The 16714-nt window shown below is 64.5% G+C and carries 15 protein-coding genes; 10 read left to right on the top strand and 5 right to left on the bottom strand.

Annotated elements, in window-relative coordinates; translation table 11 throughout:
- Window positions 1-7: 7 nt before the first annotated feature.
- From moaC to IOC61_RS07360, 4 genes are all read left to right on the top strand, one after another.
- Window positions 8-820 (top strand): cyclic pyranopterin monophosphate synthase MoaC, encoded by an 813-nt coding sequence (moaC, locus tag IOC61_RS07375; protein WP_195688211.1) that lies wholly within the window; start codon window positions 8-10, stop codon window positions 818-820.
- A gap of 3 nt (window positions 821-823) precedes the next feature.
- Window positions 824-1273 (top strand): molybdopterin synthase catalytic subunit MoaE, encoded by a 450-nt coding sequence (gene moaE, locus IOC61_RS07370; RefSeq protein WP_195688210.1) that lies wholly within the window; start codon window positions 824-826, stop codon window positions 1271-1273.
- 25 nt (window positions 1274-1298) lie between these two features.
- On the top strand, window positions 1299-2291 hold the full coding sequence (gene moaA, locus IOC61_RS07365; RefSeq protein ID WP_195688840.1) for a GTP 3',8-cyclase MoaA: 993 nt from the start codon (window positions 1299-1301) through the stop codon (window positions 2289-2291).
- A 227-nt stretch (window positions 2292-2518) separates the two neighbouring features.
- Window positions 2519-2809, top strand: coding sequence for a hypothetical protein (locus IOC61_RS07360; RefSeq protein WP_195688209.1), 291 nt, complete (start codon window positions 2519-2521; stop codon window positions 2807-2809).
- Window positions 2810-2905: 96 nt separating this feature from the next.
- On the opposite strand, the gene IOC61_RS07355 is transcribed toward IOC61_RS07360, so the two are convergent.
- From IOC61_RS07355 to IOC61_RS07340, 4 genes are all read right to left on the bottom strand, one after another.
- Window positions 2906-4516, bottom strand: coding sequence for a ribonuclease J (locus IOC61_RS07355; protein WP_195688839.1), 1611 nt, complete (start codon window positions 4514-4516; stop codon window positions 2906-2908).
- Window positions 4517-4867: 351 nt separating this feature from the next.
- A complete protein-coding gene (locus IOC61_RS07350) occupies window positions 4868-5641 on the bottom strand; it encodes an amino acid ABC transporter ATP-binding protein (protein WP_195688208.1) in 774 nt (257 codons plus the stop codon).
- The gene (locus IOC61_RS07345; protein WP_195688207.1) at window positions 5638-6312 is read right to left on the bottom strand and encodes an amino acid ABC transporter permease; all 675 of its coding nucleotides are present in this window, start codon (window positions 6310-6312) and stop codon (window positions 5638-5640) included. The genes IOC61_RS07350 and IOC61_RS07345 overlap by 4 nt, the downstream gene beginning before the upstream one ends.
- Window positions 6313-6329: 17 nt before the next feature.
- Window positions 6330-7100, bottom strand: coding sequence for an amino acid ABC transporter substrate-binding protein (locus tag IOC61_RS07340; RefSeq protein ID WP_195688206.1), 771 nt, complete (start codon window positions 7098-7100; stop codon window positions 6330-6332).
- 235 nt (window positions 7101-7335) lie between these two features.
- Between IOC61_RS07340 and purU the strand changes: the two genes are divergently transcribed.
- The 5 genes from purU to IOC61_RS07315 all read left to right on the top strand — a co-directional run bounded on the left by purU (window position 7336) and on the right by IOC61_RS07315 (window position 12980).
- A complete protein-coding gene (gene purU, locus IOC61_RS07335; RefSeq protein ID WP_195688205.1) occupies window positions 7336-8190 on the top strand; it encodes a formyltetrahydrofolate deformylase in 855 nt (284 codons plus the stop codon).
- A 12-nt stretch (window positions 8191-8202) separates the two neighbouring features.
- The gene (locus tag IOC61_RS07330; RefSeq protein WP_195688204.1) at window positions 8203-8874 is read left to right on the top strand and encodes an energy-coupling factor ABC transporter permease; all 672 of its coding nucleotides are present in this window, start codon (window positions 8203-8205) and stop codon (window positions 8872-8874) included.
- Window positions 8875-8879: 5 nt separating this feature from the next.
- Complete coding sequence (locus IOC61_RS07325; RefSeq protein ID WP_195688203.1) at window positions 8880-10244, top strand: MATE family efflux transporter; 1365 nt, start codon at window positions 8880-8882, stop codon at window positions 10242-10244.
- A 98-nt stretch (window positions 10245-10342) separates the two neighbouring features.
- The gene (locus IOC61_RS07320) at window positions 10343-11524 is read left to right on the top strand and encodes an acyl-CoA dehydrogenase (protein WP_195688202.1); all 1182 of its coding nucleotides are present in this window, start codon (window positions 10343-10345) and stop codon (window positions 11522-11524) included.
- Between the two features lie 250 nt (window positions 11525-11774).
- On the top strand, window positions 11775-12980 hold the full coding sequence (locus IOC61_RS07315; protein WP_195688201.1) for a CaiB/BaiF CoA transferase family protein: 1206 nt from the start codon (window positions 11775-11777) through the stop codon (window positions 12978-12980).
- A gap of 61 nt (window positions 12981-13041) precedes the next feature.
- Here IOC61_RS07315 and ppsR read toward each other — a convergent pair whose 3' ends face one another.
- The gene (gene ppsR / locus IOC61_RS07310) at window positions 13042-13875 is read right to left on the bottom strand and encodes a pyruvate, water dikinase regulatory protein (protein ID WP_132042592.1); all 834 of its coding nucleotides are present in this window, start codon (window positions 13873-13875) and stop codon (window positions 13042-13044) included.
- A 439-nt stretch (window positions 13876-14314) separates the two neighbouring features.
- On the opposite strand from ppsR, the gene ppsA reads away from it, so the two are divergent.
- On the top strand, window positions 14315-16687 hold the full coding sequence (ppsA, locus tag IOC61_RS07305; RefSeq protein ID WP_195688200.1) for a phosphoenolpyruvate synthase: 2373 nt from the start codon (window positions 14315-14317) through the stop codon (window positions 16685-16687).
- Window positions 16688-16714: the final 27 nt, after the last annotated feature.

Genomic DNA, 16714 nt, shown 5'->3' with positions numbered 1-16714 from the left:
TCGATCCATGTCTTTGACCCATCTCAATGCGCGCGGCGAGGCCCATATGGTCGATGTTGCCGACAAGCCGGAGAGTCGCCGCGAAGCCTCGGCCTCGGGACGCATCCGCATGCGCCCCGAGACCCTGACGCTGCTCGCCGATGGCGGACTCCCCAAGGGGGATGTGCTGGCCACGGCACGCATCGCCGGGATTCAGGCGGCCAAGCGTACCCATGAGCTGATCCCGCTGTGCCACGCCCTGTCGCTGTCGAAGGTGGCGGTCGACTTCCACCTCGACGAGGCCGAGAGCTGCGTCACCGTGACGGCCACCTGCCGTCTCAACGGCCGCACCGGCGTGGAGATGGAGGCACTTACCGCGGTATCGGTGGCTTGCCTGACGCTCTATGACATGTGCAAGGCGGTAGACAAGTCGATGGAGATCGGTGCCATCCAGCTCGACACCAAGCGGGGCGGAAAGTCCGGCGACTACCGGCGTGATGCCGCCGCGCCGCGGCCGGCCCCCATCGTTACCGGCGAGGGGCAGGCCGGCGAGGTCAGTCTCGGTAGCCGCTGTGATGTCGCCACGCCGTGCATCCGCGTCAAGTGTCTGGCCGAGCTGCGCGAGCGCCTCGGCGTGGGCGAGGTTGCCGTGGAGCTGGATAGCCTGGAAAGCTTCGACGTCGCCGGTCTCAAGGCGGCCCTCAAGGCGCTCGATCCGCGCTTCTCGCGGCTCGATGAGGGGCGGGTGCTGTGCGCCGTCAACCAGGTGATGGCCTCGGACACCACGCCGGTGACCAACGAGGATGAGGTCGCCTTCTTCCCACCGGTTACCGGAGGCTGAGCCATGATTCGAGTACAGGAGGCCCCCTTCGATGCCGGCACCGAGCAGCAGGCGCTGCTGGCCGGGCGTACCGATATCGGGGCCGTGGTCAGCTTTACCGGCCTGGTGCGTGACTTCAACGAGCACCCCGAGGTGTCGGCACTGACCCTGGAGCACTATCCCGGGATGACCGAGTCGGCACTGGAGGCGATTGTCGAGGACGCGCGTGGGCGCTGGTCCCTGGATGCGGTCACGGTGATTCACCGGGTTGGACGCCTGACCCCGGGAGACCCTATCGTGTTGGTAGTTGTCGCCAGCGCCCACCGCCGTGCCGCCTTCGAGGCCTGTGACTTCATCATGGACTACCTCAAGACGCGGGCCCACTTCTGGAAGAAGGAACACGCCGGCGACGGTGACTACTGGGTATCGGAGCGGGATTCCGATCACTCGGATGCCCGCCGTTGGGAAGCTTGAATCGGGAGATTGCACCATGACCACTCTGCCCCGCGAATTGATCGACGACTTTGGCCGGCGCGTCAACTATGTGCGCATCTCGGTCACCGATCGCTGTGACTTTCGCTGCGTCTACTGCATGAGCGAGGAGATGACCTTCCTGCCTCGCGCCCAGGTGCTTACCCTGGAGGAACTGGCGATGGTGGCGCGTGCCTTTGTCGAGCTGGGTGTGGAGAAGATACGCCTGACCGGGGGAGAACCGCTGGTTAGGCGGGATATCGGCTCACTGGTCGAGCAGGTCGGCGAGCTGCCGGGGCTCAATGACTTCGCCATGACCACCAATGGAGCCAGCCTGCGCAAGCATGCCAGGCAGCTTCGCGAAGGGGGGCTGAAGCGACTCAATATCAGCCTCGACTCCCTGGATGCCGAACGCTTCCGTCGCCTGACGCGCACCGGTGATCTCGAGCGGGTCATCGATGGCATTCGTGCCGCCCGTGAGGCGGGATTCGAGCGCATCAAGCTCAATGCGGTCATCCTCAAGGGGCGCAACGATGACGAGGTGCTCGACCTGGTCGAGTTCGCTCGCCACGAGAAGCTCGATATCAGCTTTATCGAGGAGATGCCGCTGGGCGATGTCTCCGACCACAGCCGTGCCGAGACCTTCTGTTCCAGTGACGAGGTGCAGGAGATCATCGAGAGCCGTTATCCGCTGATTCCGACCACCGAGTCGACCCCGGGGCCGTCACGCTACTTCCGCATGGGTGACAGTGATTCGCGGATCGGTTTCATCTCGCCCCATAGCCACAACTTCTGCTCGACCTGCAACCGTGTCCGGGTGACGGTAGAGGGGCGGCTGCTGCTGTGTCTCGGCAATGAACACTCGGTCGACCTGCGCCGTGTGCTGCGCTCCCACCCAGGCGACATGGATGCCCTCAAGCATGCCATTGTCGCCGCCATGCCACTCAAGCCCGAGCGCCATCACTTCACTACCGATGGTGATGTGCAGGTGGTCCGCTTCATGAACATGACCGGAGGTTGAGGTTTAAGCGAGCGTTTTCCCGCTTCCTGCCTTCCCGCGAGCGGCGCCCCAGGGCGCCGCTTTTTGATAGTGTTATTCGCCAATGCATCGTCGTATTTTGTGTTCAAGACGTTAGAAAATCCCTCGATATTTCTTGCGACTTTTCTTGCCAAGCGGTGGCAACTGCATATACTTTTCATTGCGTAAGGTAATGTCACCGTCTCATTTATTCGGCTCAGGAGGGACTGATGTCCAGCGAAACCCTGGAACGCATCGCTCGCAACAAGAACGTGGCACGCGCCGCGGCACGCCAGCTCAGCATGGAGCAGCTGCACAAGCTCGCCGAGGTGATCGAGGAGGTCATCGAACAGAAAAAGGATGAGGAGCAGCAGCGTCAGCAGGAGGAGGCCGAGAAGGAACGCAAGCGTTCCGAGATCCTCGAGGCGATCAACGAGGCGGGGCTTTCCGTGGATGATCTGGTGGTGGAACCGCCGCGTCGCAAGCGGGGACGTCCGCCCAAGAATGCCAGCAAGGAGTAGCCATCCCGGGAAGCATCGTCGGGGCTACTGGATTCCCATCAGAGAGAAGAACGAAGCCGCTCACGATGAGCGGCTTTCGACTATCAGAGCGAAGGGTTACTCAGAATGGCCAGCCGTCGGGGCCTCCATGGCGAGAATCTGCAGGTGAATCACCGGCAGGCGTCTCAACCGGTCGGCAAACCAGCCCATCAGGCGTGGCTGCAGGGCCAGGCGGAGATCGGCCAGTGTTTCGGCACGCAGTGAGGCCAGGAGGTCATCGAGCCATTCGCACAGGTCGGTCTCGTCGAAGGCCTGGCTCTCGCTGGCATCAAGCATCAGCCGTCCGATGCGTGTCCAGCCGCCCTCGTCGGTGGCGGCCACCGATAGCGCCAGATAGAGGCTGCCGTGGCGGCTCTCCCTGCCTTGCTGGCCGCCCAGGCCGGGGAGTGGTGCCACGGCATTCTGATCGACGATGCAGGGGGGCTGCGGGTGGCGGCTCTCCAGGGTAAGGCCATCGGCATCGAGGCGGATCATGTCGCCGTTCAGGGGCGACAATGGCGCCTGGATACCGAGTGCCTCGGCGAGCTCACGGTGGGCCTGTTGATGGCGGGGTTCGCCATGAACCGGCAGCAGATGGCGGGGCTTCACCCAGCCATAGAGGGTGCGCAACTCCTCCTGGGCCGGGTGGCCTGAGGCGTGCAGCTCGGGATGGTTGAACTCATCGAGTACCTCGACCCCCAGCTGACGCAGTCCTCTCTTGAGGCGTTCGATCAGCAGCTCGTTGCCGGGAATCGCCTTGGCCGAGAAGATCACGCTGTCGCCGGAGCCCAGCTCCAGGGAGCGATGCCGGCCCCTGGCCAGTCGCTGCAGGGCGGCGCGCGGCTCCCCCTGGCTGCCGGTGGCGATCACCAGTACTTCCTCGGGGGGCAGGTAGCCGAGATCGCTGGTGGGCACCAGGGGTGGAAAGTCATCCAGATAGCCGAGTCCCCGAGCGATGGCCACCATGCGCTCCATGGAGCGCCCCATCAGGCTGACCCGGCGACCGCAGCGCTCGGCGGCGCGGCCGATGGCCAGCACCCGGGCCAGATTGCTGGCGAAGCAGGTCACCACCACGCGGCCCTCGCAGCGGGCGATGGTGTGATCCAGCGCCTTGGCCACCTCGCCTTCGCTGCGTGATTCGCCGGGCAGCGGGGCGTTGGTGGAGTCGCCGACCACCAGGTCCACCGGGGCCAGGGCGCGGAAGGTGGCCGGTGATATCGGGGCGCCGAGCAGCGGATCGGGATCGAGCTTCCAGTCACCGGTGTGCAGCACGCGGTGCTCGCCGGCGGCGATCAGCAGCGAACAGCTCTCGGGAATCGAGTGGGGCACCGGCAGGAAGCGCAGGGTAAAGGGGCCCGTCTCCATGGCCTCGCCGGGTTCGATCACCCGAATGGCGTCGCTGGCGAGCCCGCGCTCATGGAACTTGGCACGCAGCAGGCCGGCCGCCAGCGGAGTGGCGTAGATGGGGCAACCCCATTTCGGCCACAGCCAGGCCGCGGCACCGATATGGTCCTCGTGGCCATGGGTGATGATCAGCGCCCCGGGCGCGATGCCGAGAGCCTCCAGGCTGGCCAGGTTGGGCACCTGGAGCGGCGAGTCGGGAAGATCCTGGCGAATCATCATGCCGCAGTCCACCGCGATCCAGGCGGCATCCTGACCCTCACCATGGCCATAGAGGCTGAGGTTCATGCCGATTTCGCCACAGCCGCCCAGCGGCAGAAAGCGCAGGGGAGGGCGGCGGCGAGGACGGATCTGGACTCGAGACTTGAGCATCACGAAGGAGGCTTCCTGGTATATGACGGTTTCACTATACGGGAAGGCCCCCAGAGGCCACAACGCGCCTCGGGTATCGGCGAGGGTAATCGCTGTTTCCGCCAGACTGATAGTGAAAGGCGCCGGGGACAGGTCGGAGAGGGGGTCCGAGGACCAGGGATGGCCGAGGTAGCCTACAGGGAAGTACTCGTAGCGCCCCCTCGGAGGCCTGTCGCCGGAACAGCCTTGAACGTTACTGCCATCTGCGATAGCCCCGGGGTATAGGCGTCAACTCGGGGCGTCCAGCGGTGCTTGACTGGGACCTTGGCTGGCGAGCACCTTGCGCAGGAAATTACGGGTACGCGGGTCCCTAGGCGAGGCGAACAGCTGGTCGGGGGGTCCCTGTTCGACGATGCGCCCCCCTTCCATGAAGATCACTCGGTCCGCCACATCCCGGGCAAAGCTCATCTCGTGGGTGACCACCAGCATGGTCTGGCGCTCTGTGGCCAACTGTTTCATCAAGCCGAGGACCTCCTCGACCCACTCGGGGTCCAGCGATGAGGTCGGTTCGTCGAAGAGTATCACCTCGGCCTGGGCCGCCATGGCGCGGCCGATGCCGACACGCTGCTGTTGACCCCCGGACAGCGAGGCGGGGTAGGCGTCGGCCTTGTCGGCCAGCCCGATGCGCTCCAGGATCTCCCTGCCGCGCGCCAGCGCCTTCTCCTTCGGCCAGCGGTTGACCACGATCAGCCCCTCGGCGATGTTCTGAAGCGCCGTCTTGTTGGCGAACAGCGCATAGTTCTGGAACACGAAGGCGGTTCGCCGGCGTGCCGTGAGGATATCGGCACGGCTGGCCCGGGTGACATCGACATCGAGGTCACCGATGGTCAACCGGCCGGCATCCGGCCTCTCGAGGAAGTTGAGGCAGCGCAGCAGCGTCGACTTGCCGGTTCCGGAGGGGCCGATGACCACGATGATCTCGCCCTGCTCGATGGCGAGGTCGATGCCGTCGAGCACGGCGACCCCGCCGAAGCGCTTGATGAGTCCCTCTACCTTGATCATCGCCGATATGCCTCGTTGAGTCGGGTCTCCAGGCGCCGCTGGAACCAGGCCAGCAGCTCGACGATGATCCAGTAGAAGAGAGCCACGGTGATAAAGGCCTCGAAGTAGAGGAAGCTGCCGGCGGCCTCCTTCTGGGTGGCGCCCATCAGCTCGGTCACCCCAAGCGTAAATGCCAGGGATGTGGCCTTGATCATGTCGATGAAGTAGTTCATCAGGGTGGGCACCGCGACGCGGGTCGCCTGAGGCAGCACGATGCGTCGCATCAGCTGGCCATTGGTCATGCCGATGGAGAGTGCCGCCTCGGTCTGGCTGCGGTCCACCCCGACGATGGCGGCACGGATGGACTCCGCCATATAGGCCGAGAAGTGCAGGGTCAGGCCCATGATGGTAGCGGTAATGCCATTGATCTGGGTCAGGAAGGCCAGCAGCTGGGGCAGGCCGTAGTAGAACAGGAACAGCTGCACCAGCAGTGGCGTGCCGCGAAAGAAGGAGATGAACAGCAGGGTGGCCGCGTTGAGCCCCGGGATCCGCAGGACGCGGATCACGGCGAGGCCACAGGCGAGCACCAGGGCCAGCGCCATGCCCGCGGCGGCCATCTGCAGGGTCAGTGGCAGATAGCGCAGCAGAACGGGGACCAGCCCCAGCATGTAGTCGAGATCGAGTACGGACATGGGCGCGGCTCAGCGCCTCACGGGCTGGTGATGTCGGTCGCGAACCACGCTTCCGAGATCGTGCGCAGCTCGCCCGATTCGCGCAGGGTGGTCAGGGCCTCATCGACCCGGTCACGCAGGGCGCGGTCCTCGTCGGTGTCCCGGAAGGGCAGGGCATTGCGAATCTGCGAGAAGGGCTTGCCGGCCAGTGCCAGGGGCATCGGCTTCTCCTTGATCACCTGGCTGGCGCTTACCCGGTCCATGACAAAGGCGTCGACGCGGCCCAGGGCGGTATCCTGCTCGATATTGCTCTCATAGGTGCGGATGTCGATCTCGTCGGCGTAGGGCAGCTCGCGCAGCAACGCCTCATAGTTGGAGCCGAGATTGACGGCCACGGTCTTGCCCTTCAGGTCCTCGATGGACTGGATCGTGTCATTGCCCTCCTTGACCACGACCTGGGCACCGTCGTAGACGTAAGGCTCGGTAAAGGCGTACTTGGCGGCACGCTCTTCGGTAATGGTGATCTGGTTGGCGATGGTGTCGATGCGGCCGGACTCGAGCATGCCGAACAGGCCCGAGAAGTTCGCCGTGATGAACTCGACCTCGACTCCCATCTCCTCCGCCACGGCTTCCATGACATCGACCTCGAAGCCCTGAAGCTTGTCCTGCTCGACGAAGGTGAAGGGGAAGTAGCCACCGGACATGCCGACCTTGATCGTTTCATCGATAGTTTCATCGTCGGCCTGAGCCAGGCCGGCGGCGGAGACGATACCTGCGGCCAGGGTGGTAAGGACAATGCGCTTGAGCATGATGTACTCCCGTATGGTGTATGGAGTAGCGCTAAGACGACGTAGCCTAATGGCATTTCAGGATGCCCAAAGTAGAGAATATAGCGGCTAAGTTCCAATAGCGCTTGGTTATATATTGGTAATGCAGGCACCACCCATCAATGTCCGGGTGCTCTTCTGGCATGTGCCTGTGCGTGCCGGAAAGCGCTGCATTCGCTACACTGTCGCGCCCGTTACGCCCAGTCTGGAGCCTGTGATGTCACATTACTATCGTCTGGTGGTTTCCTGTCCCGATCGAGTGGGAATCGTTTCCCGCGTCTCCGGCTTTATCGCCGGACATGGTGGTTCGATCACCGAGGCCAGCCAGCACTCCGATCTCGAGTCGGGGCGTTTCTTCATGCGCTACGAGATCCTGGCCGACTCCATCGGCATGCCACCCGAGACGCTGCGCGAGGCATTTCGTCCCGTCGCCGAGGAGTTCGACATGACCTGGGCGCTGGCCGATACCCGTCAGCGGCGGCGCGTGGTGCTGATGGTATCGAAGGAGTCGCACTGCCTGGTCGATCTGCTCTACCGCTGGACCGCCGGCGAGATCGACTGCGAGATCGCGGCGGTGATCTCCAATCACGAGACCATGCGTGGCCTGGTCGAGTGGCACGGGATCCCCTATTACCATGTGCCGGTACCGTCGGATGAGAAGCAGGCCGCCTTCGAGGAGGTGGAGAGCATCGTCGAGGAGGTGCGTGCGGATTGTGTGGTGCTGGCTCGCTATATGCAGATCCTGCCGCCGACGCTCTGTGAGCGCTATGCCGGTAGGGTGATCAATATCCACCACAGCTTTCTGCCCAGCTTCGCCGGCGCCAAGCCCTATCACCAGGCTCATCAGCGCGGGGTGAAGCTGATCGGTGCCACCTGCCACTATGTCACCGCGGAGCTCGATGCGGGCCCCATCATCGAGCAGGATATCCATCGGGTCAGCCACTGCCATACCCCCGACGACCTGGTGCGCTTCGGTCGCGACGTGGAGAAGGCGGTGCTGGCGCGAGGGCTGCGCTGGCATCTCGAGGATCGCGTGTTGATCCACGGTAACAAGACCGTGGTCTTCGCCTGACCAGGAGGCCTCATGTCCTTCTCCGAACCGGTGCTGGCTCCCTGGCTGCTGGTGAGTGCCAGCCTGGTCGCCTTCGTGCTGCTGGGGTTGGCGCTGGCTCAGCGCCCCTGGCGGATGCTGCTGGCCGATAGCGGGTTGCAGCATCGCTGGCTGGCCGCCACCGTGGCGGTGCTGCTGATGTGGCAGCTGCGCGCCCAGGCGGTGGACTGGTTGACCCTGCACCTGATGTTTACCGCGCTGCTGGTGCTGGTCTTCAAGGCGCCGCTGGCGCTGCTCTCCCTGCTGCTGGTCAATCTGGCGATGGTGGTGACCGGCCGGGTGGACTGGACCCTGCTGGGAGTCAATCTGCTGGTGACCGGCGTCATGCCGGCGCTGACCATGGTGATCATCTGGCGGCTGGTGGATCGTTACCTGCCCGATAACCTGATGGTGTTTCTGTTCGTCTGCGGTTTCTTCGGCGCCGCGCTGTCGTCGCTGGCCGCCGGTCTCTCCGCGGTAGGGCTGATGCTACTCGGTGCCAGCGATGCCCACGCCCTCTATCAGGCCCTGGAGTACGCGCGCTTCCTGCCACTGCTCATGCCCTCGGAGGCGTTTATCACCGGCATGCTGATGAGCATACTGCTGGTCTACCACCCGCACTGGGTGGCGACCTTCAACGATCACCGTTACATCGATACCAAGTAGGTCCCATGAGCCCTCCCTCCACCGCATCGCCACGCCGGCCGGCTCGACGCGAACTGCTGGAAGGCCCCATCGCCGCCACGCTGCTGAGAAAGACCCTGCCGGTGATCGGCGGCATGGTTGCCATGCTCAGCTTCAACCTGGTGGACACCTGGTTTATCTCGCGGCTGGGTACCGAACCCCTGGCGGCGGTGTCGTTCACCTTTCCGGTGGTCTTCACCGTGATCAGCCTGGCTATCGGGCTGGGCATCGGTACCTCCGCCGTGGTGGCGCGGCGCCTGGGGCGCGGCGAGTTCGAGGTGGTGCGTCGCCGTGCCACCGATGCCGCGCTGCTGGGGCTGATGGTCGGCCTGATCATGACCCTGCTCGGGCTTGCAAGTCTCGAGCCGCTGTTTCGGCTGCTGGGGGCCGATGACCTCCTGATGCCGCATATTCGTGACTATATGGGCGTCTGGTACTTCGGCGCCGCGGCGATGATCGTGCCACGCGTGCTCAACAGCCTGCTGCGCGCCCACGGCAATACCGCGACCCAGGGCCTGATGATGGCCCTGGCCGCCGTGATCAATGTGGTGCTGGACTGGTGGCTGATCTTTGGCGCCGGGCCGTTGCCCGCCATGGGGGTCTCCGGCGCGGCCCTGGCCACGGTGCTGAGCTGGGGGCTGATGGCGGTGGCCCTACTCTTCCAGCGTGAGCTGCGCGGCCTCGTCGACATCCGCGGGATGACGCGTGGGGGAGTGCTCGAGTCGTGGCGGGAGCTGGGGCGCATCGCCGGCCCCGCGGCGGTGACCAGTGTCTTCACTCCGCTGGCCATGGGATTGCTGACGCGCATCGTCGCCGGCCACGGTCATGATGCGGTGGCTGGCTTCGGAGTCGGCACGCGCCTCGAGGCATTCTCCCAGATCGCCGTGCTGGGCCTCTCCATGACTCTCTCGCCCCTGGTCAGCCAGAACGCCGGTGCCGGTCAGTATGTTCGGGTGCGCCATGCCATCTTCGGCTGCTTCATGTTCGTGCTCGCCTGGCAGCTGCTGGTCTGGGGGGTATTGCAGGCGCTGGCCCCCTGGTTGGTAAGCGCCTATGCCGAAAGCCAGGCCGTGGGCGAGGTGCTGCGCCACTTCCTGTGGCTGGTGCCGCTGGGATTGGGCGCCCAGGGTGTGGTGATCCTGGCGGTCTCCTCGTGCAACGCCCTGCATCGCCCGTCCCGGGCCATGCGGCTCTCGGTGGTGCGGCTGTTCGTGCTCAGCGTGCCCCTGGCCTGGCTGGGAGGGCGCCTTGCCGGCACCACCGGCGTATTTGCCGGCATGCTCATGGCCAACCTGCTGATGGCCGGAATCGCCTGGTGGCAGACACGGGTGGTCCTCTCCCGTTACCGGTAGATTTTTTATCGCCAAGGGGCTTGGCAGGCTCGCGGTTCTGCACTACATTTGATGAAAATGTAGACATTAAAGTCCAGCCACGCCACCGAGGATACCCCATGAGCCAGATCACCCCCGTCACCTGGGACGACCCCTTCCGCCTCGTCGACCAGCTCTCGGAAGAGGAGCGCATGGTCCAGCAGACCGCCCAGGGCTACTGCCAGGAGAAGCTCCTGCCACGGGTGCTGGAGGCCAACCGCCACGAGATCTTCCATCGCGAGATCATGAGCGAGATGGGTGAACTGGGCCTGCTCGGTGCGACCATCGATGGCTACGGCTGTGCCGGTCTCAACTACGTCAGCTACGGGCTGATCGCCCGCGAGGTGGAGCGGGTCGACTCCGGCTATCGCAGCGCCATGAGTGTACAGTCGAGCCTGGTGATGTATCCGATTCACGCCTTCGGCAGCGAGGAGCAGCGCGAGAAGTACCTGCCCAAGCTGGCGACCGGCGAGTGGGTCGGCTGCTTCGGCCTGACCGAGCCTGACCACGGCTCGGACCCGGGTGGCATGTCGACGCGTGCCGTTCGCACCGAGAATGGCTGGCGCCTCAACGGGACCAAGACCTGGATCACCAACTCGCCCATCGCCGATGTCTTCGTGGTCTGGGCCAGGGACGAGGAGGGGGTGATCAACGGCTTTATCCTCGAGAAGGACATGCCGGGTCTGACGGCGCCCAAGATCGAGGGCAAGTTCAGCCTGCGTGCCTCCATCACCGGCCAGATCGCCATGCAGGACGTGGAGGTCTCCGACGCGCAGCGCCTGCCCCACGTCAAGGGGCTGAAGGGCCCCTTCTCCTGCCTCAACCGGGCCCGCTACGGCATCGCCTGGGGCGCCATGGGTGCCGCCGAGGCGTGCTGGCACGCCGGCCGTGACTACACCCTGGAGCGCAAGCAGTTCGGCCGTCCCCTGGCCGCCAACCAGCTGATCCAGAAGAAGCTCGCCGATATGCAGACCGAGATCACCCTGGGCCTGCAGGCGGCGCTGCGAGTGGGCCGCATGATCGATGATGGCCAGCTGGTGCCCGAGACCATCTCGCTGATCAAGCGCAACAACTGCGGCAAGGCCCTGGATATCGCCCGGGTGGCCCGCGATATGCACGGCGGCAACGGCATCAGCGATGAGTATCATGTGATACGCCATGTGATGAATCTCGAGGCGGTCAACACCTACGAAGGCACCCACGACGTCCACGCCCTGATCCTGGGCCGTGCCCAGACCGGTCTACAGGCCTTTACCGGTTAAGCCGGTAGGTCACATGACATGCGTCTGACGAGGGCGCCGGGAACCAGCTGAAGGGGAGGTCCTACGCCAGGGGTGAGGAGCACTGCTCCGAACGGGCGGGCCAAGGATGGCCCGCACCGGCCCTTCAAGCGGCGCAGGATGCGAGAGCGCCGCAGGGCGTCGGTAGCTACAGGGACGTATTCACAGCGCCTCCCCGCAAGCTGGTTGCCGGATCACCCCGAGTGAGCTGAGAGCGAGCAAGGAGCTGCAGATGAGTGGACCGCTTGAGGGCATCACGGTGCTCGATATGTCACGGGTGCTGGCGGGCCCCTGGGCGGGCCAACTGCTGGCCGACCTGGGTGCCCGGGTGATCAAGGTCGAGCACCCCGAGCGGGGCGACGACACCCGCGGCTGGGGACCGCCCTGGCTGGCCGAGGAGAGCGAGCGCGACCGAGTCGCCGCCTACTACCTCTGTGCCAACCGCGGCAAGCACTCCCTGGCCGTGGATATCGCCTCCGAGGAGGGCCAGGCGCTGGTGCGCAGGCTGGCGGAAGGCGCCGACATCCTGCTGGAGAACTTCAAGGTCGGTGGCCTTGCCAAGTACGGCCTCGACTATGCCAGCCTGCACACGCTCAATCCGCGCCTGATCGGCTGCTCCATCACCGGCTTCGGTCAGGATGGCCCCTATGCTCATCGCGCCGGCTACGACTTCATGATCCAGGCCATGGGTGGGCTGATGAGTCTGACCGGGGAGGCCGATGGCCTGCCCATGAAGACCGGGGTGGCGATCACCGATGTAATGACCGGTCTCTACGCCACTGTGGGTGTCCTGGCCGCGCTGCAGGAGCGTGAGCGCACCGGCGTGGGGCGCCATGTGGATGTGGCGCTGCTCGATGTCCAGGTGGCCACCCTGGCCAACCAGGCGCTCAACGTTCTCGTCAGCGGGCAGAACCCGGAGCGTCACGGCAATGCCCATCCCAATATCGTTCCCTACCAGGCCTTCGCCTGCGCCGACGGCTATCTGGCCTTGACCGTCGGGAACGATACCCAGTTTGGCCGCCTGGCCGCATTGCTGGAGCGCCCGGAGTGGGCGCGGGACCCGGCCTATGCCACCAACGCCGCCCGGGTGGGCAATCGTGAGGTGCTGGTGTCGATGATCCAGGCGATTCTCGTCACCCGCTCTCGGGATGAATGGCTCACCGAGCTGGAGGCCCGCGGCATCCCGGCCGGGCCCATCAATACCCTCAGCGAGGTGTTCGAGGACCCTCAGGTGCAGCATCGCGAGATGTATCGCACCCTGAAGCGTGGTGAACTCGAGGTGCCCCAGGTGGCCAATCCGTTGCGCTTCGATGGTGCCTCTGCCACCAGCGAACTGGCCCCGCCGCGCCTGGGCCAGGACAGCGACGCCCTGCTTAGCGAGATGGGGCTCACCGCCGATGATATTGCCAGGCTCAGAAAGGCAGGAGTGGTGAGGTAGGGCGAGGTTCGAGGGACGAGATTCGAGGGGCGCCGGCCCCTCGAACCTTGTTTCTTGTTTCTCAGCGCGGCGAGAACCGCCGTACCAGTCCCATTTCGGCGATCATTCGGGTGGAGATCTCCTCTACCGAGAAGCGGGTGGTGTCGATAAAGGGGATATGCAGCTGGCGGTAGACTCCCTCGGCCTGACTCACCTCCTGAACACACTGATCCATGGAGCTGTAGCGGCTGTTGGGCCGGCGCTCGTGGCGGATTGCCGCCAGCCGCCTGGGATCGATGGTCAGGCCGAACAGCTTGCGCTGGTAGGGGGCCAGCACCCTGGGCAGCTTGAGGGTGCCGTCCTCATCGAGGTCATCCTCGGTGAGCGGGTAGTTGGCCGCGCGGATGCCGAACTGTAGCGCCAGATAGAGTGAGGTAGGGGTCTTGCCGCAGCGCGACACGCCGATCAGGATCACATCGGCCTTGTCGTACTGATGGGTGCGCGCGCCATCGTCATTGTCCAGGGCGAAGTGCACCGACTGGATACGATCCATGTAGGCCTCATCCTTGCCGATGGAGTGGGTGCGCCCCACCGTATAGCTGGAGTGGGTCTTGAGCTCCTGCTCCAGGGGCTCGAGGAAGGTCGAGAAGATGTCGATGTTGAAGCCGTCGGAATCGCTGATGATCTGACGGATATTGCTGTCGACGATGGTGTCGATGATGATCGGTGACTCGCCGTCGCGTACCGCCACCCCGTTGATGACCTCCACCAGTTCGTGCGCCTTCTCGAGGGTGTCGATATAGGGCTTGGTGATCATGCGGATCTCGAGGTTCTCGAACTGCGCCAGCAGGCTGCGGCCCAGGCTTTCGGCGGTGATGCCGGTGCCGTCGGAGATAAAGAAGGCGGTACGGGTCATGGTGGAATCGCTTGGTCGATAAAAGATTCATTGTCGGCCTCCATGCCTTCCACGACAAGCCGCTCCTAATGCTATCGCGGTTACCGACAGGGTGATAGTGAAAGGCGCCGGGGACAGGTCGGAGAGGGGGTCCGAGGACCAGGGACGGCCGAGGTAGCCTACAGGGAAGTACTCGTAGCGCCCCCTCGACGGTCCGGCGCTCCGGGGCCTGTCGCCGGAACAGCCTTGAGCGGTACGGCCATCTGCGAAATCCCTACAGTGCCACCGTGATTTTTGCAGCAGACTACAGAATCACGGGGAAAGTGGGCGGTGTTGTAAAAATCCTCCAGTGACTTCGCTATTAGACCAATGGCGAATATTGCCATCGCTTGGTAGAGTCGCCAGCATTCCGTCATGCCCACTGGCATGACGACTCTTCGTCGCTAGCCAAGGGGGTCCCGTGGACGATTACATTCTGTGGTTCGATGAGCTGGGCATGGACGATGTGGAACGCGTGGGGGGCAAGAACGCTTCCCTCGGCGAGATGATCTCCAACCTGGCCGGCGCGGGGGTCACCGTACCCGGTGGCTTCGCCACCACCGCCCACGCCTACCGCGAATTCCTGTCCCACGAGGGCCTCAACGAGCGGATCAACCAGGCACTGGCCACCCTCGACGTGGATGATGTGGCCGAGCTGGCACGCGTTGGCGCCCAGATCCGTCAATGGATCATCGACACCCCTCTGCCCCCGACCTTCGAGCAGCACCTGCGTAGCGCCTACGATACGCTGCTTGCCCGGCATCCCAACCTCAAGGCGGCGGTGCGCTCCTCGGCCACCGCCGAGGACCTGCCCGATGCCTCCTTCGCCGGCCAGCAGGAGACCTTCCTCAATATCGAGGGCTTCGACAATATCAAGCGCGCCGTGCATGAGGTGTTTGCCTCGCTGTTCAACGACCGCGCCATCTCCTATCGCGTGCATCGTGGCTACGCCCACGAGAACGTGGCGCTCTCCGCCGGCGTCCAGAAGATGGTGCGCTCCGAGACCGGTGCCTCCGGCGTGATGTTCACCCTCGATACCGAGTCCGGCTATCGCGATGCGGTCTTCGTCACCGCCTCCTGGGGCCTCGGTGAGACCGTCGTGCAGGGGGCGGTGAACCCCGACGAGTTCTACGTGCACAAGCCGACCCTGGCCGCCGGCCGGCCGGCCGTGCTGCGCCGCAATCTGGGCTCCAAGCTGATCAAGATGGTCTACGGCCAGGAGGCCAGTGCCGGCAAGTCGGTGGAGACCGTGGATGTGCCGCTCAAGGAGCGCGGCCGCTTCTGTATCGATGATGAGCAGGTGATGGCGCTGGCTCGTCAGGCGGTGACCATCGAGCAGCACTATCAGCGCCCCATGGATATCGAGTGGGCGCTGGATGGCGATGACGGCAAGCTCTATATCGTCCAGGCGCGTCCCGAGACCGTGGTCTCCCAGCAGCAGGGTGGCAAGCTCGAGCGTTTCCAGCTCAAGGAGAAGGGGCGCAACCTGGTCAGCGGCCGAGCCATCGGTCAGCGCATCGGCAGCGGTACCGTCAAGGTGGTCTTCTCGCCGGATGACATGGAGAAGGTCAACGCCGGCGACGTGCTGGTCACCGACATGACCGATCCCGACTGGGAGCCGATCATGAAGCGTGCCTCGGCCATCGTCACCAATCGCGGCGGACGGACCTGCCACGCGGCGATCATCGCCCGTGAGCTGGGCATCCCGGCGGTCGTGGGCTGCGGTGATGCCACCGAGATACTCGCCGATGGTCGCGATGTCACCGTCTCCTGTGCCGAGGGCGATGCGGGGCATGTCTACGAGGGATTGCTGGCGTTCGACCGCCAGGTCACCAGCGTCGATGCCATGCCCGAGATCCCCTTCAAGATCATGATGAACGTCGGCAACCCCGACCGTGCCTTCGGCTTCGCCAGCCTGCCCAATGCCGGCGTGGGCCTGGCGCGCCTGGAGTTCATCATCAACCGCATGATCGGCGTGCACCCCAAGGCGCTGCTCGATTTCGACACCCTGCCCGAGGAGCTGCAGCAGACCATCGAGCTGCGCACCGCCGGCTACAACAGCCCGGTGGAGTTCTACGTCGACAAGCTGGTGGAGGGTATCTCCACCCTGGCCGCGGCCTTCTACCCGGAACGGGTCATCGTGCGCCTGTCGGACTTCAAGTCCAACGAGTACGAGAACCTGATCGGTGGCAAGCTCTATGAGCCGGGGGAGGAGAACCCGATGCTCGGCTTCCGCGGCGCCTCGCGCTATATCTCCGACAGCTTCCGCGAGTGCTTCGAGCTGGAGTGCCGCGCCCTCAAGCGGGTCCGCGAGGTGATGGGCCTGGACAACGTCGAGATCATGGTGCCCTTCGTGCGTACCACCGAGGAGGCCAGCGAGGTGATCGACCTGCTCGCCGCCAACGGCCTCAAGCGTGGCGACAATGGCCTGAAGGTCATCATGATGTGCGAGCTGCCGGCCAACGCCCTGCTTGCCGAGGAGTTCCTGGAGTACTTCGATGGCTTCTCGATCGGCTCCAACGACCTGACCCAGCTCACCCTGGGGCTGGACCGTGACTCCGGTATCGTGGCGCACCTGTTCGAGGAGCGGAACCCGGCGGTGAAGAAGCTGCTGGCCATGGCCATCCAGGCCTGCAAGGCTCAGGGCAAGTATATCGGCATCTGCGGCCAGGGCCCCTCGGACCACCCCGATCTCGCCAAGTGGCTGATGGAGCAGGGCATCGACTCGGTATCGCTCAACCCCGACGCCGTGCTCGAAACCTGGTTCATGCTGGCCGGGGAAACCATCGGCTAGGTTTTGAGAAGGAATAAGTGTTAGTTA

It is taken from the genome of Halomonas sp. KAO (assembly GCF_015595025.1).
Taxonomy (GTDB): Bacteria; Pseudomonadota; Gammaproteobacteria; order Pseudomonadales; family Halomonadaceae; genus Halomonas.
Note: the sequence above shows the minus strand (reverse complement) of the source record. Positions and strands in the feature narration are given on the sequence as shown.